Origin of the sequence: Citrobacter portucalensis (assembly GCF_002042885.1) — a bacterium.
GTDB lineage: Bacteria > Pseudomonadota > Gammaproteobacteria > Enterobacterales > Enterobacteriaceae > Citrobacter > Citrobacter portucalensis.
Genome location: NZ_MVFY01000008.1, coordinates 181282 through 201218, shown reverse-complemented (window position 1 = coordinate 201218; position 19937 = coordinate 181282). Strand labels below are relative to the sequence as shown.

The following is a 19937-nucleotide window of genomic DNA, read 5'->3' as shown; positions in this document are numbered from 1 at the left end:
CTTCACGCGGAAGGAGGTGGCAGCCAGGCTTCGGTAAACTCGAACCAGCCACGAGGATTCAGGCGTACGCCGTTCACGCCCGGTGGCGCGCTGATGCGATAGTGATAATTGAACAGTGGCGTCAGGGTAGCGTCATGCATTAGCGTGGCGAAAACTTGTTGTAAAGCCGCGTGGCGATCGTCCTCATCGGCCTGAATTTGAAGGGCATCCAGGGTCGTTTGCAAATGTGTATATGCTGGCGCATTCAATACATGTGACCAGAGCTGATCGCAGCGCAACCACTGTTCGAGAGTATATTCAGGTGCCTCACCAATCAGCCTGTCGCCCATCATCAGGTCGGCCTGGGCTAAGGGATGATCGCCATCCCAGTTTTTAGCATTATGAAAAATAAGCGTTAATTCACAGCCGAGCAGCGCCAACGCCTGGCGAAGCTGTTCAGCCATAGCGTGAAGTTCTACCGGCAGGTGATAAGCCAGCGTCAGCTTTTCCGGCAGCGCTACCTCGTCGAGTTCATCCCATTGCGGGATAGTCCATCCGGGGAGCAGTGCATTGCTTGGCGTGATCAGATTTTCATCCACTTCAAGCGTTTGTAGCAGGGAAGAACGGTGGATGATATTGATCAGTCTACGGGCCTGCTGCGTATTCAGTCGCGCGCTTTTTCTGAGCGTGAGATAGCAAAAACCGAGGCTGATCCCACTGCTTACCTGGCTTAGCATAGGCAACTCTTCGGGTTTACCAATCGCAATTTGCACCGGATGGCGACAGCTGGTGCCCAAATCCTGGGAGAAGAGCTGCGGGGTTATCCAGTATTCAATGGCTTTTAGCAGCGGATGACTCAGATGGTAGTGATCGTGACTCTCGATACGCACCAGCTCAGGAGTAAACAGCGTCAGCCGGAACGGGCCGGTACCCACAAACGGGTGCTCAGGATGCGCCAGGTGACTGCTGTAGCTTGCCAGACGGTGCGCCAGCCAGAAGTCGGGACGATGCAGAATAAAGGTCAGACACTGGGGATGCGTCACCTCAATGCGCTTTACGCTGATAAACAGCTTATTCAGCGCGGGGAGTTCTAACAGCTTCAGCAACTGCTGATGTAGCTGTGTGCTGCTGACCGCATCGCCGTTATGCCAGTACAGGGTGGAACGAATATAGAAATCCCAGCGCAGGCCGTCAGCGGAGATATTCCAGTGGTGGGCTAAGTCTCCACAGGGACGTTGCGTAGTGCTGTCAAACCGGGTCAGGCCAGAGAAAACTTGTCCAGCGAGGTGTTGCTCCGCGCGACCGGGGAGAAAACCGGGGTGCAAGGGGTCGAGCGGGCGGTAATAGGGTATACGCAGGGTTGGCGTGTCGTTTTGCCACTGACCGCCCATAAACGGTTGTAGCAGTGTTCTCAATTCGCCCGGCGCCAGCTGAGCCAGTTCCAGTACGCTAAGCTGCTCGCCCTTTTGCAGGGCCTGTTCCATCATGGTGTTGCGCAGTGAATCTGGCGTCACTAAAAACCGCAGCTGCCCGCGTTTCCCGCGCCCCGACTGGGCATGCCACTCCAGCCAGCCCGCATCCTGCGCTTGCTTTAGCAGGGTACGTACATGGCGTTCGCTACAAAAACAGCGTTCGGCCAGTTCCCCGACGGTCACCGACTGCGGTTCGCCGTTCGAGGGCAGCCACAGGCGTTGGTACTGGTTCAGGCGATTAAGCAGACGCATTAATACTTTTTCCTTCAGGATGTTCGTTAACGGTTTATGCGTAGAGAAACCCGGAACAATTCATTTTATCTATTCACTATTACTTCCGTATATCTCAGGTGATACTGGATCACAAGTTAACCGCGTCACAGTGTGGAGAAAGAAATGGCTCGTCTGGCTGCATTTGATATGGATGGCACCCTTTTGATGCCGAATCACCATTTAGGTGACGAAACGCTTTCAACGCTGTCGCGCCTGCGTGAACGCGATATTACTCTGACATTTGCTACCGGCCGACATGTGCTTGAGATGCGCCATATTTTAGGCTCGATCTCACTGGACGCCTTTTTGATCACGGGTAATGGCACGCGCATTCACTCTGTTGAGGGCGATGTGTTACACCGTCAGGATCTGGATCCGAATGTCGCGGATATTGTGTTGCATCAGAAGTGGGACACTACCGCCAGCATGCATGTCTTTAATGACAATGGCTGGTTCACCGGACAAGAGATCCCCTCGCTGCTGCAGGCGCATGTATATAGCGGATTTCGCTATCAGATCGTCGATGTGAAACGTATTCCGGCGCATCAGGTCACCAAAGTCTGCTTCTGCGGCGATCATGACTCTCTTATCCAATTGCGCATTCAACTGAATGAAGCGCTGGGTGAACAGGCGAATCTCTGTTTTTCCGCGTTTGATTGCCTTGAGGTGCTGCCGCTGGGCTGTAATAAAGGATCGGCATTGGCGGTGTTGAGCGACCATTTAGGTTATTCAATGGCCGAGTGTATGGCGTTTGGCGATGCCATGAACGATCGCGAAATGTTAGGCAGCGTTGGGCGCGGGCTGATTATGGGTAACGCGATGCCGCAACTGATTGCTGAACTGCCTCATTTATCGGTGATTGGGCATTGCCGTAATCAGGCAGTGTCACACTTTTTGACGCATTGGCTGGACAATCCACATCTACCTTATTCCCCCGAATGAGAGATCCCTTCCAGCAAGCCAGACTTCGCGTCTGGCTTTTTTTTATCCCATTAATGGGTGTTCAGTAGTTGGGCAAGCTCCGCTTTCCACGGCGTTAAATCACCGATGTGTGCATCGACCCACTGTGGGTTGTAGTAGGTTTCCAGATAGCGTTCGCCGCTGTCACACAACAGTGTCACCAGCGAACCGGTAACGCCTGCATCGCGCATACGGGCGGCAAGTTGTAGCGTTCCCCACATGTTTGTGCCGGTAGAGGCGCCGACCTTGCGGCCCAACTGCGTTTCCAGCCAGTGTGCGGTGGCCACGCTTGCGGCATCCGGCACGCGCAGCATTTCATCGACCACGTCAGGAATGAAAGACGGTTCGACACGCGGGCGGCCAATGCCTTCAATTTTACTTCCTACCGGACTGCGTAACGTGGCATCGCGATCCTGCCAGAAGGGCAGAAAGACCGAGTTTTCCGGGTCTACCACCATCAGTTGAGTATCGTAGCCCTGACAGCGAATATAGCGGCCAATGGTTGCTGAGGTGCCACCGGTTCCGGCGCTCATCACAATATGGCGGGGAACGGGGTTGGGCTCGCACTGCATCTGACGAAAGATGCTGTCGGCGATATTATTATTGCCGCGCCAGTCGGTGGCGCGCTCAGCGTAAGTGAACTGGTCCATGTAATGACCGTTCAGCTCACGCGCCAGTTGCTCAGAGGCCGCATAGATTTCGCAGGCGCTTTCCACGAAATGACAGCGACCGCCGTAAAATTCAATCTGTTCAACTTTACGTTTTGCCGTACAGGAAGGCATGACGGCAATAAATGGCAACCCTAACAGTCGAGCGAAATAAGCCTCAGAGACCGCCGTTGAACCGGACGATGATTCAATGATGGTGGTGCCTTCTTTGATCCAGCCATTGCACAATCCGTACAGAAACAGTGAGCGCGCCAGACGATGCTTCAGACTCCCGGTCGGATGCGTGCTCTCATCTTTTAAATAGAGCTGAATGCCCGGGAACGCCGGTAGCGACAGGCGAATGAGATGCGTATCCGCAGAACGCTGATAATCCGCGTTGATTTCATTGATGGCGTTTTTAACCCAGGAGCTATTCATCATTAATAGATATCCATTTGTCATTTTGTGCCCAGAATAGCGAAAAGCACGGAAAAAATTGTTGCCATTTAGCCTTTAAAATAGAATGTAAGGAGAAAATTCTTCTCTGTGGAGTGGATATGTTAGACAAAATTGACCGCAAGCTACTCGGCTTACTGCAACAGGACTGCACCCTTTCTTTGCAGGCATTAGCAGATGCCGTTAATCTGACTACCACCCCTTGCTGGAAACGTCTCAAACGACTTGAGGATGACGGTATCCTGCTGGGCAGAGTCGCCCTGTTGGATCCAGAAAAACTGGGGCTGGGACTCACCGCGTTTGTGCTGATCAAAACTCAGCATCACAGCAGCGAATGGTATTGCCGCTTTGTCACTGAAGTGACCGGAATGCCCGAGGTTCTGGGGTTTTGGCGTATGGCAGGGGAGTATGACTACCTGATGCGAGTGCAGGTTGCTGATATGAAAAGCTATGATGAATTCTATAAGCGCCTGGTGAACAGCGTACCGGGCCTGTCTGACGTCACTTCCAGCTTTGCCATGGAACAGATTAAATACACAACTGCTCTACCTATTGAATAATTCTCCCGGCGCTTATTGCCGGAAACCTTGTCAGGACATAACGCGTGCGATTATTTGCTCAATTAAGCTGGTACTTCCGCCGGGAGTGGCGTCGCTACCTCGGGGCAGTGGCCTTGCTTATCATCATCGCTATCCTTCAGCTTATTCCGCCGAAAGTGGTCGGGATCATTGTGGATGGCGTGACGACTCAACGCTTCACCACCGAGCGGGTGCTGATGTGGGTGGGGACAATTGCCCTGATTGCCGTGGTGGTTTATTTGCTGCGTTATGTCTGGCGCGTGCTGCTGTTTGGCGCATCCTACCAACTGGCGGTTGAGCTGCGGGAAGATTATTACCGTCAGTTGAGTCGCCAGCATCCTGAATTTTATTTGCGTCACCGTACGGGCGATCTGATGGCGCGGGCAACCAACGATGTCGATCGCGTCGTATTTGCCGCCGGAGAAGGGGTGCTGACGCTGGTAGATTCGCTGGTTATGGGGTGTGCGGTGCTGATCGTGATGTCAACGCAGATAAGTTGGCAACTGACGCTCATTGCGCTGCTGCCGATGCCGGTGATGGCGTTGATGATCAAACGTTACGGCGATCGACTCCATAACCGTTTTAAGCTGGCGCAGGCGGCGTTTTCCAGTCTCAACGATCGTACTCAGGAAAGCCTGACCAGTATTCGTATGATCAAGGCCTTTGGGCTGGAGGATCGGCAGTCGGCATTATTTGCCGCTGATGCTGAAGATACCGGTAAGAAAAACCTTCGTGTGGCGCGCATTGATGCCCGCTTTGATCCTACCATTTATATCGCCATTGGTATGGCTAACCTGCTGGCGATTGCCGGGGGAAGCTGGATGGTGGTTCACGGCTCGCTGACGCTCGGGCAGCTCACCAGCTTTATGATGTATCTCGGTCTGATGATTTGGCCGATGCTGGCGCTGGCCTGGATGTTTAATATCGTCGAACGCGGCAGCGCCGCGTATAGCCGAATTCGCGCCATGCTGGCAGAAGCGCCGGTAGTGGATGACGGTACTGAACCGGTGCCGGAAGGACGCGGCGAGCTGGCGGTGGCGATTCGCGAATTTTGTTACCCGCAAACCACCCACCCGGCGCTGGAAAATGTGAATTTCCAGCTCAAACCTGGACAGATGCTGGGCATCTGTGGTCCGACCGGCGCGGGAAAAAGTACGGTACTGTCGCTGATCCAGCGTCATTTTGATATCACCCAAGGCGATGTGCGCTTTCATGATATCCCATTAATGCGCTTACAGCTGGATAGCTGGCGCAGCCGACTGGCGGTTGTCAGCCAGACGCCATTCCTGTTTTCCGATACCGTCGGTAATAACATCGCCTTAGGACGCCCGCAGGCCACGCAGGAAGAGATCGAGCATGTGGCGCGCCTTGCCAGCGTTCATGAGGATATTTTACGTCTTCCTCAGGGCTACAACACCGAAGTGGGCGAACGCGGGGTGATGCTGTCTGGCGGGCAAAAACAGCGTATTTCTATCGCTCGAGCGTTATTGCTGAACGCTGAAATTCTGATTCTGGATGATGCGCTGTCGGCGGTGGATGGTCGTACCGAACATCAGATCCTACATAACCTGCGCCAGTGGGGCGAAGGCAGAACCGTGATTATCAGCGCACACCGTTTATCGGCTCTGACGGAAGCCAGCGAGATTATCGTGATGCAGCATGGGCATATTGCTCAGCGCGGTGAGCATGAATCTTTAGTGCAACAGCCCGGTTGGTATCGCGACATGTACCGCTATCAGCAACTTGAAGCGGCGCTGTCTGATGCACCAGAGATAAACGAGGAGGCGGCTAATGCGTAGTTTCGGGCAATTATGGCCAACTCTGAAAAGACTGCTGGCGTATGGTTCCCCATGGCGAAAACAGCTGGCGATTGCGGTAGTTATGCTGTGGGTGGCGGCTGCGGCGGAAGTCAGCGGTCCGCTGCTGATTAGCTATTTTATCGATAACATGGTGGCGAAGAACAATCTGCCATTGGCGATGGTTGCCGGGCTGGTTGCGGCCTATGTCGGTCTGCAACTGCTGGCGGCAGGTCTGCATTACGCTCAGTCATTGCTGTTTAACCAGGCGGCGGTTGGCGTAGTACAACAGTTACGCACCGACGTAATGGACGCTGCGCTGCGTCAGCCGCTCAGCGCTTTTGATACTCAGCCCGTCGGGCAGCTTATCTCCCGCGTGACCAATGATACTGAAGTTATTCGCGACCTTTACGTGACGGTGGTCGCAACGGTCCTGCGCAGCGCGGCCTTAATCGGCGCGATGTTGGTGGCAATGTTCAGCCTGGAATGGCGCATGGCGCTGGTGGCAATGGCCATTTTCCCGGCCGTGCTGGTGGTGATGGTGATTTACCAACGCTACAGCACCCCGATTGTGCGCCGGGTGCGCGCTTATCTGGCGGATATTAACGATGGCTTTAACGAAGTCATCAACGGCATGAGCGTTATCCAGCAGTTCCGCCAGCAGGCAAGGTTTGGCGAGAGAATGGGCGAGGCCAGCCGCTCGCACTATATGGCGCGTATGCAAACCCTGCGACTGGATGGTTTTTTGCTGCGTCCGCTGCTGAGCCTGTTCTCGGCACTGATCCTCTGCGGTTTGCTGATGCTGTTCAGTTTTACCTCTGGCACCTCCATCGAGGTTGGCGTGCTGTACGCGTTCATCAGCTACCTCGGCCGTTTGAACGAACCGCTGATCGAGTTGACCACCCAGCAATCAATGCTGCAGCAGGCGGTTGTCGCTGGTGAGCGAGTGTTCGAACTGATGGATGGGCCTCGTCAGCGCTATGGTGAAGACGATCGCCCGCTCAAAAGCGGAGACATTGAGGTGGATAACGTGTCATTTGCCTATCGCGACGACAACCTGGTGCTGCAAAACATCAGTCTGTCCGTGCCTTCGCGCAGCTTTGTGGCTTTGGTCGGACACACAGGCAGCGGCAAAAGCACGCTGGCAAGCCTGCTGATGGGATATTACCCGCTGACGCAGGGGGAAATCCGCCTTGACGGACGTCCGTTGTCTTCTCTGAGCCACGGTGCGTTACGTCAGGGCATCGCGATGGTGCAGCAGGATCCGGTGGTGATGGCGGATACCTTCCTGGCAAACGTCACGCTGGGTCGCGATATCTCAGAAGAGCGGGTCTGGCAGGCTCTGGAGACCGTGCAACTGGCAGAACTGGCTCGGGGTTTGAGCGAGGGGATTCATACCCGGCTGGGCGAGCAGGGCAATAATCTCTCCGTTGGGCAGAAACAGCTGCTGGCGCTGGCGCGGGTATTGGTTGAAACACCGCAGGTGCTGATTCTCGATGAAGCCACGGCCAGTATTGATTCCGGTACTGAACAGGCCATTCAGCACGCGCTGGCGGCGGTCCGTGAACACACTACGCTGGTGGTGATTGCGCATCGGTTATCGACGATTGTCGATGCGGATACCATTCTGGTGCTGCATCGCGGTCAGGCGGTTGAGCGTGGTACGCACCAGCAATTACTGGCGGCGCAAGGCCGTTACTGGCAGATGTATCAGCTGCAACTGGCGGGCGAAGAGTTAGCCGCCAGCACACAAGAGGATTCTGTTATCGCCTGACGGCGCAGTGCTTATCCGGCCACGCGGTATCGTAGGCCGGGTAAGGCGTTTACGCCGCCATCCGGCAATCAACAATCTGGTGCAAAAATGTAACGCACTATGCACCGTTATAGTGCGTTTTTTCTTTTTCTCTCCCGGCAGTACCCGGCGAACCTGAATCATTCCGCGTTTTTCATTCCTGGCACACCCCTTGCAATATTCCTCTCGTGTATCTGCAGCCACTACTGAATTCTGACTGGAGGGGATCTATGAAGCTGGTTACCGTGGTAATCAAACCGTTCAAACTGGAAGACGTCCGTGAAGCACTGTCGTCTATTGGTATTCAGGGGCTGACCGTCACCGAAGTGAAGGGGTTTGGCCGACAGAAAGGTCATGCTGAGCTGTACCGTGGGGCTGAATATAGCGTCAATTTTCTGCCAAAGGTGAAGATTGATGTGGCGATTGCCGACGACCAACTGGATGGCGTGATTGATGTCATCAGTAAGGCGGCATACACCGGAAAAATTGGCGACGGCAAAATCTTCGTCGCCGAGCTGCAACGTGTGATTCGTATTCGTACCGGCGAAGCCGACGAAGCCGCACTGTAACTTCTGGCACACAGTGATAGGAAACCAAAAAATGAAGATAGCAACGATGAAAACGGGTATTGCTTCACTGGCGCTACTGCCGGGACTGGCGATGGCGGCACCGGCGGTTGCGGATAAAGCAGATAACGCTTTTATGATGATCTGTACCGCGCTGGTGCTGTTTATGACTATCCCTGGCATTGCGTTGTTCTACGGCGGTTTGATTCGCGGTAAGAACGTGCTGTCGATGCTGACTCAGGTGACGGTGACATTCGCTCTGGTTTGTATTCTATGGGTGGTTTATGGCTACTCACTGGCCTTTGGCGAAGGGAATAATTTCTTCGGCAACTTCAACTGGGTATTGCTGAAGAACATCGCGCTGACGGCGGTCACGGGGAGCTTCTACCAGTACATTCACGTTGCTTTTCAGGGATCTTTTGCCTGCATCACCGTTGGGCTGATTGTCGGGGCGCTGGCTGAGCGTATTCGTTTCTCTGCGGTGCTGATTTTTGTGGTGGTGTGGTTAACGCTGTCGTACATCCCCATTGCACATATGGTCTGGGGCGGCGGATTGCTGGCTTCTCACGGCGCACTGGATTTTGCGGGCGGGACGGTCGTGCACATCAACGCAGCGATTGCCGGTCTGGTTGGCGCTTATCTGATTGGCAAACGCGTCGGTTTTGGCAAAGAAGCCTTTAAACCGCATAACCTGCCGATGGTCTTCACCGGTACCGCTATTCTCTACATTGGTTGGTTTGGCTTTAACGCCGGTTCAGCGGGAACGGCGAATGAAATTGCTGCACTGGCCTTCGTCAATACCGTGGTCGCCACCGCTGCCGCCATCCTCGGATGGATCTTCGGTGAATGGGCGCTGCGTGGTAAACCGTCTCTGCTGGGCGCCTGTTCCGGTGCTATTGCAGGTCTGGTGGGCGTAACACCTGCATGTGGCTACATCGGTGTCGGCGGGGCGCTGATTATCGGTGTGGTTGCGGGGTTGGCTGGTCTGTGGGGCGTAACCATGCTGAAGCGTTTTCTGCGCGTGGACGATCCGTGTGACGTGTTTGGCGTGCACGGCGTGTGCGGTATTGTTGGCTGCATCCTGACCGGGGTTTTCGCTGCCAGCTCTCTGGGCGGCGTGGGATTTGCTGAGGGTGTTACCATGGGGCATCAGCTGCTGGTGCAACTGGAAAGCGTGGCGATCACCATCGTCTGGTCCGGCGTGGTGGCCTTCATTGGCTATAAGCTGGCGGATATGACGGTGGGTCTGCGCGTACCGGAAGAGCAGGAACGCGAAGGTCTGGATGTGAACAGTCACGGCGAGAACGCTTACAACGCTTGATGTTTCAATCTGCCGGATGGTAACGCTTTTGCGCCACCATCCGGTAATTCTCAATTGCGATTACGCATTACCCCTTCCTGCACGGTAGAGGCGACCAGCACGCCGTCCTGCGTATAAAACTCCCCGCGTACAAAACCTCTGGCACCGGAGGCCGAAGTACTCTCGACGTTATACAACAGCCACTCATTAATATTGAACGGACGGTGGAACCACATTGAATGGTCAATGGTGGCGATCTGAATCCCTTTTTCCAGAAAACCAATCCCGTACGGTTGCAGCGCTACAGGTAGGAAGTTCAGGTCTGAGGCATAACCCAGCAGATATTGATGGACGCGCAGATCGTCCTGCAGCTCGCCGTTTGCACGGATCCATACCTGGCGCGCCGGAGGTGCGACGTGACCTTTTAAGGGGTTATGAAATTCAACCGGGCGCACTTCCAACGGACGATCGTTGATAAATTTTTCTTTCAACAGCGGCGGCAGCAAATGCGCCACTGACCGGGCAATTTCTGTTTCTGATTTCAGCTCATCGGGACCCGGCGCATCCGGCATGGTTTTCTGATGCTCAAATCCGTCTTCCGGTGCCTGGAAAGAGGCGGTCATGTAAAAAATGGGTTTACCATTCTGAATTGCGGCAACGCGGCGCGCGCTGAAGCTGTTACCATCACGCAAGACTTCTACATCATAGATGATGGGTTTTTGGCTATCGCCGGGGCGTAAAAAATAGCTGTGGAAGGAGTGCACCAGACGCTCTTCCGGTACGGTTTCTTTGGCGGCATACAGCGCCTGACCGACAACCTGTCCCCCAAAAACCTGACGTAACCCTAAGTCTTCACTTTGGCCCCGAAAGAGTCCTTCTTCAATTTTTTCCAGATTTAACAATGTCAGCAAATTTTTCAGCGCCAGACTCATACGTGCTCTCCAGGTTATATCGATCTCGCAGCGAGGTAGGCAGAGTATAACGCAATTTTGAAAGTGGTCCGATGGGTGCAATTGTCTGAATTAAAGGCCTATTACAGGCAAAAACAGCTGTCTTGTGCCACACTTAGTCACGTTATGTTTTTGTTAACCACTCTTCTGGCGAGGAAAGTTCTCGCTGGTGCATAGATGATAAGGAGAATTTAATGAAACTCGTGCACATGGTAAGTGGTTTAGCGGTTGCGGTCGCTCTGGCGGCCTGTGCTGATAAAAGTGCAGATATTCAGACACCTGCGCCAAGCCCTAATACGTCAATTGCTGACACACAGTCTAAAATTCAACAGCCAAATGTTTCTGGTACGGTATGGATCCGCCAGAAAGTGGCCTTGCCACCCGATGCGGTGCTGACCGTCACGCTGTCAGATGCGTCGCTGGCCGATGCACCGTCAAAAGTGCTGTCGCAAAAAGCGGTCCGTACTGAAGGTAAGCAGGCCCCATTCAGCTTTGTATTACCATTTAACCCGGCAGATATTCAGCCTAACGCCCGTATTCTGCTGAGTGCGGCAATTACGGTTAATGACAAACTGGTCTTTATTACTGATACCGTTCAGACGGTCATTAATCAGGGTGGTACGAAAGCCGATCTGACGCTGGTTCCTGTACAGCAAACAGCAGTACCGGTTCAGGCAAGCGGTGGGGCAGCCACCACGGTGCCGTCAACGTCACCAACCCAGGTGAATCCTTCTTCTGCCGTTCCTGCTCCCACGCAGTACTAAGGCAGTCGTAACCCTCTCCGCCTGGAGAGGGTTAGTACACCCAGCGATAGCGCTGTAAATCGATCTGCCCGCTTCCTGAAACCACTATTCCCTCTGCCAGCAACGCCTGACGCTGCCGTTGTAAGTCGGGGCCGGTCAGCGAAATGGCACCATGACGATTAACCACCCGATGCCAGGGCAAAGTGCTGCCTTCGGGGAGACGCTTAAGCACGCCGCCGACCTGGCGCGCAGCGCGCGGCGAACCGGCAAGCCTGGCAACATCGCCATACGTGGTGACGAAACCTTCGGGGATTGACGCGACGATTTGCCAGACGCGTTGGGGGAAAGTGTCTTGTATATCCATTATTTATTCCTGCGCTAATCCTCCAGCATAATGCCGAATGGCGAGGGAGTGAAGCCGCATTGCACAAGAAAACAGCATCCGATGCTGGATGGGTTGCAATTACAGGGTGCAGCAGTGATAATGCGCCTGCGCGTTGGTTAACAACGCTCTCAATGGGGGCTCTGTTGGTTCTCCCGCAACACTACTCTGTTTACCAGGTCAGGTCCGGAAGGAAGCAGCCAAGGCAGATGACGTGTGTGCCGGGATGTAGCTGGCAGGGCCCCCACCCAATTCTGCCGTCCGGCAATTTCCCTTCTGCTTATCTTCTTTTCTTTGTCATCGTAATGTCATTTTATTGTCATCAAATGCTGTCAATGTGTTTCGGGGATGTTATTTGATGCTTTTGCCACCGCCATCGCGCTGTAACGACAGGGTCTTACATTCGGTGTGTTTTGGCTGACCACAAGGATTTTCTACGATGTCGACCGCTGTATTGAATGTCAAAATTGATGAGGCGCTAAAAGAAAAGCTTCGCCATTACGCTGAAGTGCATAATGAAAATTTAAGTGTTGCGACGGAAAAACTGCTGCTGATTGCGTTTACCGCCGTTGAAGAGGCGGGAGTCTCCGCTGAGGATATCGATAGCCAGCATACGGAAGAGTCCGTAGTTGAAGCACTGACTCCTAAAGAAATCAAAGCATTGCGCAGACTACTGAAGAAGAAAAAATGAAACAACAACCGCTCTCAACTGCCAGTAATTACGGAGAAGCTTGTGAAATGCTGCGCTCCGGTTATGTGAAACATGTCCGCCTGAGCTGGAATGTCGGCAGCGACGAGTTCTTCCGTATTGCCTCAGACTGGTGTGATGCCGGGGCAAAAATTAAGAAAGACGGTGAAAATTTCGTGATTTCACTGAAGGGTTTTCCGGTTCCCCCTCAGCGGTAATATCACCGGGACTCTCTCATCCATCCCGGCTTATAAGGGCGAGTCCTTTGACTCGTCGCTTAGATTATTTTGCGTACTTTCCCGCTGCTGGCCTGCAAACGCAGGTTATCCCAAATGGGTTGTAACACCCTGAAGGTGGCACGCGCTGTGTCATCCGGCAACGTGAAAGGCATACGCAAAAAACGATCGAATGCGCCATCAAGCCCAAACCGCGTACCGGTTCCTAATTGAATGCCTACGCTTTCGGCGCGCGTAGCGAATAGCGTTGCCAGCGTATCGGGCAGTTCAACCCAAAAAGAGAGTCCTCCCTGTGGCTGGGTAAACTGCCACTCCGGGAAATGTGCGTTCATCAGGCTCGAGCACAGATCGCGCTGCGATGTGAGTAGCCGTCTTCTGTCAGGAAGAAAGTCGGCGGCGTTATCCAGCAGCCAGCTGGTGGCAAGTTGTTCAAGCACCGGGGAGCCTAAATCGAAGGTGTCGCGGGTTTGTACCAGCGCCGCAATGGTTCGCGCCGACGCCCGGATCCAGCCCAGACGTAATCCCCCCCAAAAGCTTTTCCCGGCTGAACCCAATAGAATGATCGGCGCGTCGCGATTGAATGCGGCAAGCGGCGGCGGCGGGGCGTCATACCACAGGTTCACCATCGTCTCATCGACCACCAGGGTAGTGCGGGTTCGTTCGGCAATATCCGCCACGACCTGGCGAGTTGCAGCGTCCATGCAACGCCCGGTCGGATTGTGAAAGTCCGGCATCAGGTAGGCCATTCTCGGTGCGGTTTGCGCGATGGTGGCGACCAGACCCGCGGTATCCCAACCGTGCTCGGGTAGCGACACGCCGACGGGGCGACAGGATGCGCCTTGAATCGCGGCAATCGCCAGCGGATAAGTGGGGTGATCGACCACTACGCGATCGCCGGGGCCGGTGAGCAAACGCAGGATCAGCGCCAGGCCGCTGACTGCACCATTCACGACCATGATTTCATCGGGCTGCGTCGGGAGCCCGCGATCGCAATAATGCTGAGCGATGGACTCACGCAATACCGACAGCCCCTGCGGCAAATACCCGGAGCTCAGCAAATGCTGTGGCATAGCAAACAGCGCCTGCTGGTAAGCCTGATGAATTTCGGGACCGGCACTTAGCGCCGCCGTGGACAAATCAAGCGCTGTGCCGGTGCTGGTCCGGGTTGGCACATGGCGAATATGTTCCGGCAGGATCACCCGTGAGCCGCTACCATGACGGCTTTCCAGATATCCCTCTTCACGCAGTTGCGCCATAGCGCTGGCGACGGTAGTTCGACTTACTTGCAGGACGACGGCGAGCTCGCGTTCACCCGGTAAGCGGCTATCCAGCGCCAGCCGACCATCGAGAATAAGCAGACGTAACGCTTCTGCCAGCTGTCGCCAGATGGGCGTTCGCGAGGGGCTTTCCAGCCAGTGTCCGAGCAGGCGTTGCAAAGACTGACTTCCATAACGGCGAGATGACATAACAGTCCACTTTTTGAAAACTGGACATTAATCATAGTGCCAATTGCGGTGAAGATGAAAGTTATCCGAGAGTGGGAGGGAAATGCATGCTGCGTCGTTTACTTCAGTTATATATCGGGCTGGCGCTGTACGGTGTATCGACGGCCATGTTTGTCCGTGCTGATTTAGGGGCCGATCCGTGGAACGTGTTTCACCTGGGTGTAGCCAATTTATTGTCGATGAATATCGGCGTGGTGATTATTGCCGTTGGCGTGTTGGTGTTGCTGGCGTGGATACCGTTACGCCAGCGTCCAGGCTTTGGCACGCTGAGCAACGTGATTATGATCGGGCTGGCGGCAGATGCCGCGCTGCTGGTGATTCCTGGATTTGAATCTCTGCTGGCGCGCAGCGGGCTGCTGGTGTCAGCGGTAATATTGAATGCGTTAGCAACCAGCCTGTACATTGGCGCAGGTTTTGGCGCCGGTCCGCGTGATGGTCTGATGACCGGTATCCACACGCGTACCGGCTGGCCAGTACGACGAATTCGAACCGCAATCGAAGTGTCGGTGCTGCTTATCGGTTGGCTGCTGGGGGGAACCGTGGGGGTTGGTACGGTGCTGTATGCCTTGGCTATCGGACCGTTGATTCAGCTTTGCCTGCCGTGGTTTCGGCATCAGCCGCAGTCATGTACGCGTATCAGGAATGCACCTGGGGCGCGATCGCCTACTGGCGACTAAACTTAACCTCGACTGACGCGGCCGGAATCGGCTTGCCGCGCAGTACACTTCGGAGGTTTTTCTCATGAAGTATGTTGATGGCTTTGTGGTTGCCGTACCCGCTGAAAACAAGGAGGCGTACATTGCGATGGCGGCAAAAGCAGCTCCGCTTTTCAAGGAGTTCGGTGCATTGCGCGTAGTGGAGTGCTGGGCAGATGATGTCCCCGACGGCAAACTGACCGATTTTCGCATGGCTGTGAAAGCACAGGAGCATGAAGAAGTGGTATTCAGCTGGATTGAATACCCTTCCAAAGAGGTCCGCGATGCGGCGAATCAGAAGATGATGTCCGATCCCCGTATGAAGGAGTTCGGTGAATCTATGCCATTTGATGGCAAGCGAATGATCTACGGTGGATTTGCGCCCATTATGGAAGAGTGATGTGACTGGCTGTGCGGCGTGCCGCCAGCCATCTCAACATCAACAGCAATGTTAAAGCCGTTTTTCTGCCCACAGAATAAATTCCGCCTTCGGCAGCGCTTTGCTGTAAAGCCAGCCCTGACCGTACTGGACGCCGTGCTGGCGTAGCCAGGCTTCCTGATTCTCGGTTTCGATACCTTCCGCCACCATCTCCAGCTTCAACGTTTTCGCTATCTCGATAATATGTGGCGTCACGTTGTTGTACTCCAGTGCATCAACGAACGATTTGTCTATTTTCAGGATGTCGACATCCAGATCCTGTAAATAGCTCAGGCTGGAATAGCCGGTGCCAAAATCATCGATATAGATCGAGTGGCCTGCCTGACGGTATTTAGCAATAAACGGCGCGCTGTTTTTCGGGTCGGCAAACTCGCGTTCGGTTAGTTCCAGCGCGATTTGCGTAGGCTTAAGTTGCCAGTGGTTCACTTTCTGGCTTAACAGAGCAGGAAGCGTTTCGGAGGCGAGATCGGCTGACTCAAGATTGATGGATATATGCTGCTCCGGATGCTGACGCAGCCATTTACCTAAATCTTCAAATACGCTTTCAATAATCAACCGTGTGAGAGGCTCTGTCAGCCCGGTCTCTTGCGCCAGCGCGACGAAAATTTCTGGCGACAGATAGCTTCCGTCAGCCTGTTGCCAGCGAGCCAGTGCTTCAGCCCCGACGACTTTTCCCGTTTTGAGCGAGATAATCGGTTGGTAGTAGACCTTGATATCCCGATGCTGGATAGCGTCCTGTAATTGGTGATGGGGCGACTGTAAGCGGCGCAAAATGCGCAAAACAAAGGCGGCGGTGAGCAATCCGATAAGAATGCCTGCCGGAAGCCAGATCAGCGCCTGTCGGTGCCAGGTTTTTTGTAACGGCAGGGTAGATGCCCAGGTTACGATCGTAATACCCAACTCAGGAAAGGGGCGGGCGTTATAAATGCTGCCATCTTTTTTAAAATGAGTAATCGATTTTTCTTGCTGTACATGCTGCAAAACGTCCGATGGCAGATCGGCGCTACTGGCAACAACAACGTTGCGCACGGTGCCAATGATAGTCACTTCAATCGGCCATGAGCCAAAAGGGATGACGTCAATGAAAGAACCCGGATCGACCATCACAACATAATGTTCGCTCCCTAATGCTGCCATAAAGCGCTTGATGCCCAAATCATTTTGCGTGGTAAGCCATGCGCGATATCCATCAGGCGTGACTTTCATTGCGGGTGGAAATGCCTCTGCCTGGCTTCTTTTTTCCAGAGATGAGCATTGCGGAACATTATCTTTGAGGTACAGCACTTCCTGAATATAGCGGTAGCTATAGGACAAACGACGCATTTCCAGCAGATGCTCTTCACTGCAAGGCACCCCCTGAAATGCTTCAATATGGCGCAATGCTTTTTTCGCCTGCTCGCCTACGCGTTCCGTACGTAATGCGACTCGCGTTGAGAACATATCGAGTTCATCGATAAATTTCGTTTCGACCTGTCGATGTGCCAGCCACAGGCTTAAACCTACCGGCGCGAGGATGGAAAGGAACAGTACCCCAGTCACCAGGCTTATCAAATGTCGTGTTGTCACAGTGATATCCTTATTTACACAGCGTAGGGAAAGTATATCCGAAACCCCAAAAAGCTATTCGATTGGCATCATATATTTACGGCCATTTATCATCCCGTTTGACTCCCTGTAGCGTAAATCAGGTTGTGGTTTGTGCAAGAGTGGTGTATTTTTATGGTTATGTTATAACGTATCAAATTGAGGTTGCCATGAAACCGGATATTCATCCTTTTTACCGTACCGTAGTGTTTCACGATACCAGTGCCAATGAATTCTTTAAGGTCGGTTCGACCATCAAGACTGAGCGTGAAATTGAGTTTGAGGGGAAAATGTACCCGTACGTGACCCTCGATATCTCTTCTAAATCACATCCGTACTATACCGGGAAACAAAAAACCTTTGATAATGAAGGTAGTGCAGCACGTTTCCAAAAACGTTTTGGTCATTTTATTGGCGTTAAGCGGGGTTAAAATGCAGGTACTCAATTCACTTCGCAGCGCAAAACAGCGCCATCCTGACTGCCAGATAGTGAAACGTAAAGGGCGTTTGTACGTTATCTGCAAAACGAATCCGCGCTTTAAAGCAGTACAGGGGCGTAAAAAAAGACGTTAGTTTCTTTGCCAGCATTTCAGGGATTAAAGTGCGTTACCTTCGCAGGAACGCACTTTTTTTATCTGTGCTGAGATGCCGTTACTGGCTGTTCTGGGCGCGGGTAAGCGTAAAGACATCGTAAAACGAGAGTTCGCCTTTGCGCGATATCATCTTTTGCAACTGTGCTTTATGTTCGCTATCCACGGACGGTGAGTGCAGGATAGTATCGATGAGCGAGGAGGGGACAAAGCGCGTGTTGTACCATTCTCCGTTATAGCAAACTCTAAAATCCAGAACGTCGATATCTTCAAAGCGGTATCGTGGCGCAACGTCGAAAAAGAAAAAGCCGTTGAGTACAACGAACAGTACCACCAGCAGCCATACCGAATCGACTAACGTTTCTGACTGTAGCATCACCGCCAGCGTGGCAAACCACGCAACATACATGCCGATAAACAGCCCTGGGTGTTTGCGAATAAAGCTGATGCTAAAGCGCGGTTTGTTGTCGCGCTTCTCGCGAATATTTAAGTCGTCGATTGTTTCAGTAAGCAGGCGCTGTATTTCTGTCATCTCTTGCCTTCGTGATATCTGCAAAATTCAGGAGGGATCGCCCTATTTTAAAAGGGGATACCCTTTGAAGAAAGTAACAGATTAACCGCAATTTAGCATAACAGTTACATTTAAGATCACAGCGTTTTGATGATCCTTGCGGGATTGCCCCCAACCACGGTGTTTGCCGGAACGCTTTTAGTGACCACTGCGCCTGATGCCACAACCACGTTATCGCCCAGCGTGATGCCGGGATTGATCACTGCACGGCCACCTATCCAGACATTATTGCCGATAGTCACGGGCTTCCCGAACTCCAGGCCACTGTTGCGCTCGGTAGCATCCAGCGGATGGGTCGCGGTATAGATATGAACGCCTGGTGCCAGCATGCAGTTGTCGCCAATATGAATTGGACAGACGTCGAGCATAACGCAGTCGAAATTAGCGTAAAAGTCTTTACCAAGATAGATGTTATAACCGTAATCACAACGGAAAGAGGGTTCAATATAGGCTCCCTCACTCTGACCTAACAGATCGTGCAGGATTGCCTGACGCTCATTTTTTTCATCGGGTGCGGTGAGATTGTAGCGATGGATCAACTGACGAGCGCGTAGTCGGTCACTGCGCAGCGTTTCATCTGCCGGGCGATAGTATTCGCCGGCGATCATTTTTTGCTTTTCATTACGCATTACGAATTCCCTGTGTACTGAAGGTTATTTCAGCACAGTAAAACGTAATGCAGAAAAGGGGAACGTTCCCGCTTCTTTACTGTGATCATAGTCACGCGATTTTAATTAAATAACCATTGTAAATACGAAAATGGTCAGCCAGACAACTGTACCGCTATACCTGACTTAACCTTGAGTGCAATTAGCGAATGAATTTCCAAACAGAAGTTGGAATCTTGTCGTAAAGCTTATTCATGGTCAATTCAGCAAGGCGATGATCTGCTGCTGAGTAAAATACAGCCAGTTCGTTGTCGGACAATTCATATTTATTTTTTTCAATAACGCGCTCTAGCGTATCAATTGTCTGGCAACGTCGCAGGCGCATCAAATAATCTGTTTTAGTTAATGGTTTATCGGACATAACTCTTACCTATGATTGTAATAATTTTTAACAAGACAAACTTACAGGATTAGCCCTGGTGGCATTGACAAAACAGCGAAACAGTCGATTACCTGACTTCCGCCATTTCTGCAGATCCTGCGTATTAATACCATAACTGCTGAACAACATAAAAGTGTCATCCAGGTATTCATCTATCTGCGCGATCAGCTTATTGTCCTCATTGTACTTAATTTTATAATTAAGTGCGAAGGTTGCAATATGCTCTATCAGTTCATTGAGCTGCAAGCTGGTTGCAGAGGTAGGGTCATTAACCCAGCCATGGTTACTTTGTTCAAGGTTTGCAAGACAGTCATGATACAGAGTTTCGCAGAGAAATTTAAGCTGCGCGATATCATGTCTTTTGGGTGAGTATTCATCCATAACGCATCCCCTTCTTAGTGGCTTAAACTAACCGAACACCTTTCGGGATGGATACAACAACTACCTGGAACTTGCCCGCGACTCCTGATGATTTAACTATAATCTACTCTAAAAAAGATTTCATCGTCATATCACGAAAAATTACAATTATGTAAAATTATGATGCTACGTCATTTTTACATTTTAACAGATAAATGCCGCTATTCGAAATGGGACAATTTCTTTATTCTTCGGGCAATCATCGGGTTATCTTGTTTAGGTTTAGCAACGAAAGGCAACAACCGACAATGTGAACCAGTGGATA

General features: G+C 52.5%; 22 protein-coding genes, 1 other RNA gene and 1 pseudogene. 14 read left to right on the top strand and 10 right to left on the bottom strand.

Annotation, left to right across the window (positions count from 1 at the left end; translation table 11 throughout):
• Positions 1–2 precede the first annotated feature (2 nt).
• Positions 3–1703, bottom strand: coding sequence for an SgrR family transcriptional regulator (locus BZK40_RS14150; protein WP_048214789.1), 1701 nt, complete (start codon positions 1701–1703; stop codon positions 3–5).
• A 144-nt stretch (positions 1704–1847) separates the two neighbouring features.
• On the opposite strand from BZK40_RS14150, the gene cof reads away from it, so the two are divergent.
• On the top strand, positions 1848–2666 hold the full coding sequence (cof, locus tag BZK40_RS14145) for an HMP-PP phosphatase (protein ID WP_008783948.1): 819 nt from the start codon (positions 1848–1850) through the stop codon (positions 2664–2666).
• A gap of 50 nt (positions 2667–2716) precedes the next feature.
• Here cof and BZK40_RS14140 read toward each other — a convergent pair whose 3' ends face one another.
• Entirely contained in the window at positions 2717–3772 is a 1056-nt protein-coding gene (locus BZK40_RS14140; RefSeq protein ID WP_220471131.1) for a PLP-dependent cysteine synthase family protein, read from the bottom strand.
• A gap of 116 nt (positions 3773–3888) precedes the next feature.
• Between BZK40_RS14140 and decR the strand changes: the two genes are divergently transcribed.
• From decR to amtB, 5 genes are all read left to right on the top strand, one after another.
• The gene (decR, locus tag BZK40_RS14135) at positions 3889–4347 is read left to right on the top strand and encodes a DNA-binding transcriptional regulator DecR (RefSeq protein ID WP_003831023.1); all 459 of its coding nucleotides are present in this window, start codon (positions 3889–3891) and stop codon (positions 4345–4347) included.
• A gap of 44 nt (positions 4348–4391) precedes the next feature.
• A complete protein-coding gene (locus BZK40_RS14130; RefSeq protein WP_079934846.1) occupies positions 4392–6164 on the top strand; it encodes a SmdA family multidrug ABC transporter permease/ATP-binding protein in 1773 nt (590 codons plus the stop codon).
• Positions 6157–7935 (top strand): SmdB family multidrug efflux ABC transporter permease/ATP-binding protein, encoded by a 1779-nt coding sequence (locus tag BZK40_RS14125; RefSeq protein WP_008783952.1) that lies wholly within the window; start codon positions 6157–6159, stop codon positions 7933–7935. Before BZK40_RS14130 ends, BZK40_RS14125 begins: the two co-directional genes overlap by 8 nt.
• Positions 7936–8183: 248 nt before the next feature.
• Positions 8184–8522 (top strand): P-II family nitrogen regulator, encoded by a 339-nt coding sequence (gene glnK / locus BZK40_RS14115; RefSeq protein WP_003021657.1) that lies wholly within the window; start codon positions 8184–8186, stop codon positions 8520–8522.
• A 31-nt stretch (positions 8523–8553) separates the two neighbouring features.
• Complete coding sequence (gene amtB / locus BZK40_RS14110; protein WP_008783954.1) at positions 8554–9840, top strand: ammonium transporter AmtB; 1287 nt, start codon at positions 8554–8556, stop codon at positions 9838–9840.
• A gap of 50 nt (positions 9841–9890) precedes the next feature.
• Here amtB and tesB read toward each other — a convergent pair whose 3' ends face one another.
• Positions 9891–10751: an acyl-CoA thioesterase II gene (tesB, locus tag BZK40_RS14105; RefSeq protein ID WP_003831027.1), complete on the bottom strand. Its 861-nt coding sequence runs from the start codon at positions 10749–10751 to the stop codon at positions 9891–9893.
• A 212-nt stretch (positions 10752–10963) separates the two neighbouring features.
• Here tesB and BZK40_RS14100 point away from each other — a divergent pair, with 212 nt between their 5' ends.
• Positions 10964–11533 carry a YbaY family lipoprotein gene (locus tag BZK40_RS14100; protein WP_003021666.1) on the top strand — a complete coding sequence of 190 codons (570 nt, stop codon included), beginning with the start codon at positions 10964–10966 and terminating at the stop codon, positions 11531–11533.
• Between the two features lie 31 nt (positions 11534–11564).
• Here BZK40_RS14100 and BZK40_RS14095 read toward each other — a convergent pair.
• Positions 11565–11954: pseudogene (locus BZK40_RS14095) on the bottom strand (MGMT family protein).
• A gap of 84 nt (positions 11955–12038) precedes the next feature.
• Here BZK40_RS14095 and ffs point away from each other — a divergent pair.
• The 3 genes from ffs (at position 12039) to BZK40_RS14080 (ending at position 12800) form a co-directional block, all read left to right on the top strand.
• Positions 12039–12135, top strand: an RNA gene (gene ffs / locus BZK40_RS14090) — signal recognition particle sRNA small type.
• A 198-nt stretch (positions 12136–12333) separates the two neighbouring features.
• A complete protein-coding gene (locus BZK40_RS14085; protein WP_003831029.1) occupies positions 12334–12585 on the top strand; it encodes a hypothetical protein in 252 nt (83 codons plus the stop codon).
• Positions 12582–12800, top strand: a complete 219-nt coding sequence (locus BZK40_RS14080; protein WP_032942544.1) for a hypothetical protein — start codon at positions 12582–12584, stop codon at positions 12798–12800. The genes BZK40_RS14085 and BZK40_RS14080 overlap by 4 nt, the downstream gene beginning before the upstream one ends.
• A 59-nt stretch (positions 12801–12859) precedes the next feature.
• Here the strand turns inward: BZK40_RS14080 and yczR are convergent, their stop codons facing one another.
• Positions 12860–14284: a MocR-like transcription factor YczR gene (yczR, locus tag BZK40_RS14075; RefSeq protein WP_079934845.1), complete on the bottom strand. Its 1425-nt coding sequence runs from the start codon at positions 14282–14284 to the stop codon at positions 12860–12862.
• Positions 14285–14370: 86 nt separating this feature from the next.
• Between yczR and yczE the strand changes: the two genes are divergently transcribed.
• Together yczE and BZK40_RS14065 are read left to right on the top strand one after the other, a co-directional pair.
• Complete coding sequence (gene yczE, locus BZK40_RS14070) at positions 14371–15000, top strand: membrane protein YczE (protein WP_079934844.1); 630 nt, start codon at positions 14371–14373, stop codon at positions 14998–15000.
• 64 nt (positions 15001–15064) lie between these two features.
• The gene (locus tag BZK40_RS14065; protein WP_008783959.1) at positions 15065–15418 is read left to right on the top strand and encodes a DUF1428 domain-containing protein; all 354 of its coding nucleotides are present in this window, start codon (positions 15065–15067) and stop codon (positions 15416–15418) included.
• 51 nt (positions 15419–15469) lie between these two features.
• Here the strand turns inward: BZK40_RS14065 and BZK40_RS14060 are convergent, their stop codons facing one another.
• Positions 15470–17023 (bottom strand): cyclic di-3',5'-guanosine monophosphate phosphodiesterase PdeB, encoded by a 1554-nt coding sequence (locus tag BZK40_RS14060; RefSeq protein ID WP_079934843.1) that lies wholly within the window; start codon positions 17021–17023, stop codon positions 15470–15472.
• Between the two features lie 188 nt (positions 17024–17211).
• On the opposite strand from BZK40_RS14060, the gene BZK40_RS14055 reads away from it, so the two are divergent.
• Together BZK40_RS14055 and ykgO are read left to right on the top strand one after the other, a co-directional pair.
• Positions 17212–17472 carry a type B 50S ribosomal protein L31 gene (locus tag BZK40_RS14055; RefSeq protein ID WP_008783961.1) on the top strand — a complete coding sequence of 87 codons (261 nt, stop codon included), beginning with the start codon at positions 17212–17214 and terminating at the stop codon, positions 17470–17472.
• A gap of 1 nt (position 17473) precedes the next feature.
• Positions 17474–17614 (top strand): type B 50S ribosomal protein L36, encoded by a 141-nt coding sequence (gene ykgO, locus BZK40_RS14050; protein WP_005125190.1) that lies wholly within the window; start codon positions 17474–17476, stop codon positions 17612–17614.
• Between the two features lie 78 nt (positions 17615–17692).
• Here the strand turns inward: ykgO and BZK40_RS14045 are convergent, their stop codons facing one another.
• The 4 genes from BZK40_RS14045 to tomB all read right to left on the bottom strand — a co-directional run bounded on the left by BZK40_RS14045 (position 17693) and on the right by tomB (position 19633).
• Positions 17693–18163, bottom strand: coding sequence for a YlaC family protein (locus tag BZK40_RS14045; RefSeq protein WP_063941318.1), 471 nt, complete (start codon positions 18161–18163; stop codon positions 17693–17695).
• Between the two features lie 116 nt (positions 18164–18279).
• A complete protein-coding gene (maa, locus tag BZK40_RS14040) occupies positions 18280–18831 on the bottom strand; it encodes a maltose O-acetyltransferase (RefSeq protein ID WP_079934842.1) in 552 nt (183 codons plus the stop codon).
• A gap of 181 nt (positions 18832–19012) precedes the next feature.
• A complete protein-coding gene (gene hha / locus BZK40_RS14035; RefSeq protein ID WP_002892050.1) occupies positions 19013–19231 on the bottom strand; it encodes a hemolysin expression-modulating protein Hha in 219 nt (72 codons plus the stop codon).
• A gap of 27 nt (positions 19232–19258) precedes the next feature.
• Positions 19259–19633, bottom strand: coding sequence for an Hha toxicity modulator TomB (tomB, locus tag BZK40_RS14030; RefSeq protein WP_003021733.1), 375 nt, complete (start codon positions 19631–19633; stop codon positions 19259–19261).
• Positions 19634–19937: the final 304 nt, after the last annotated feature.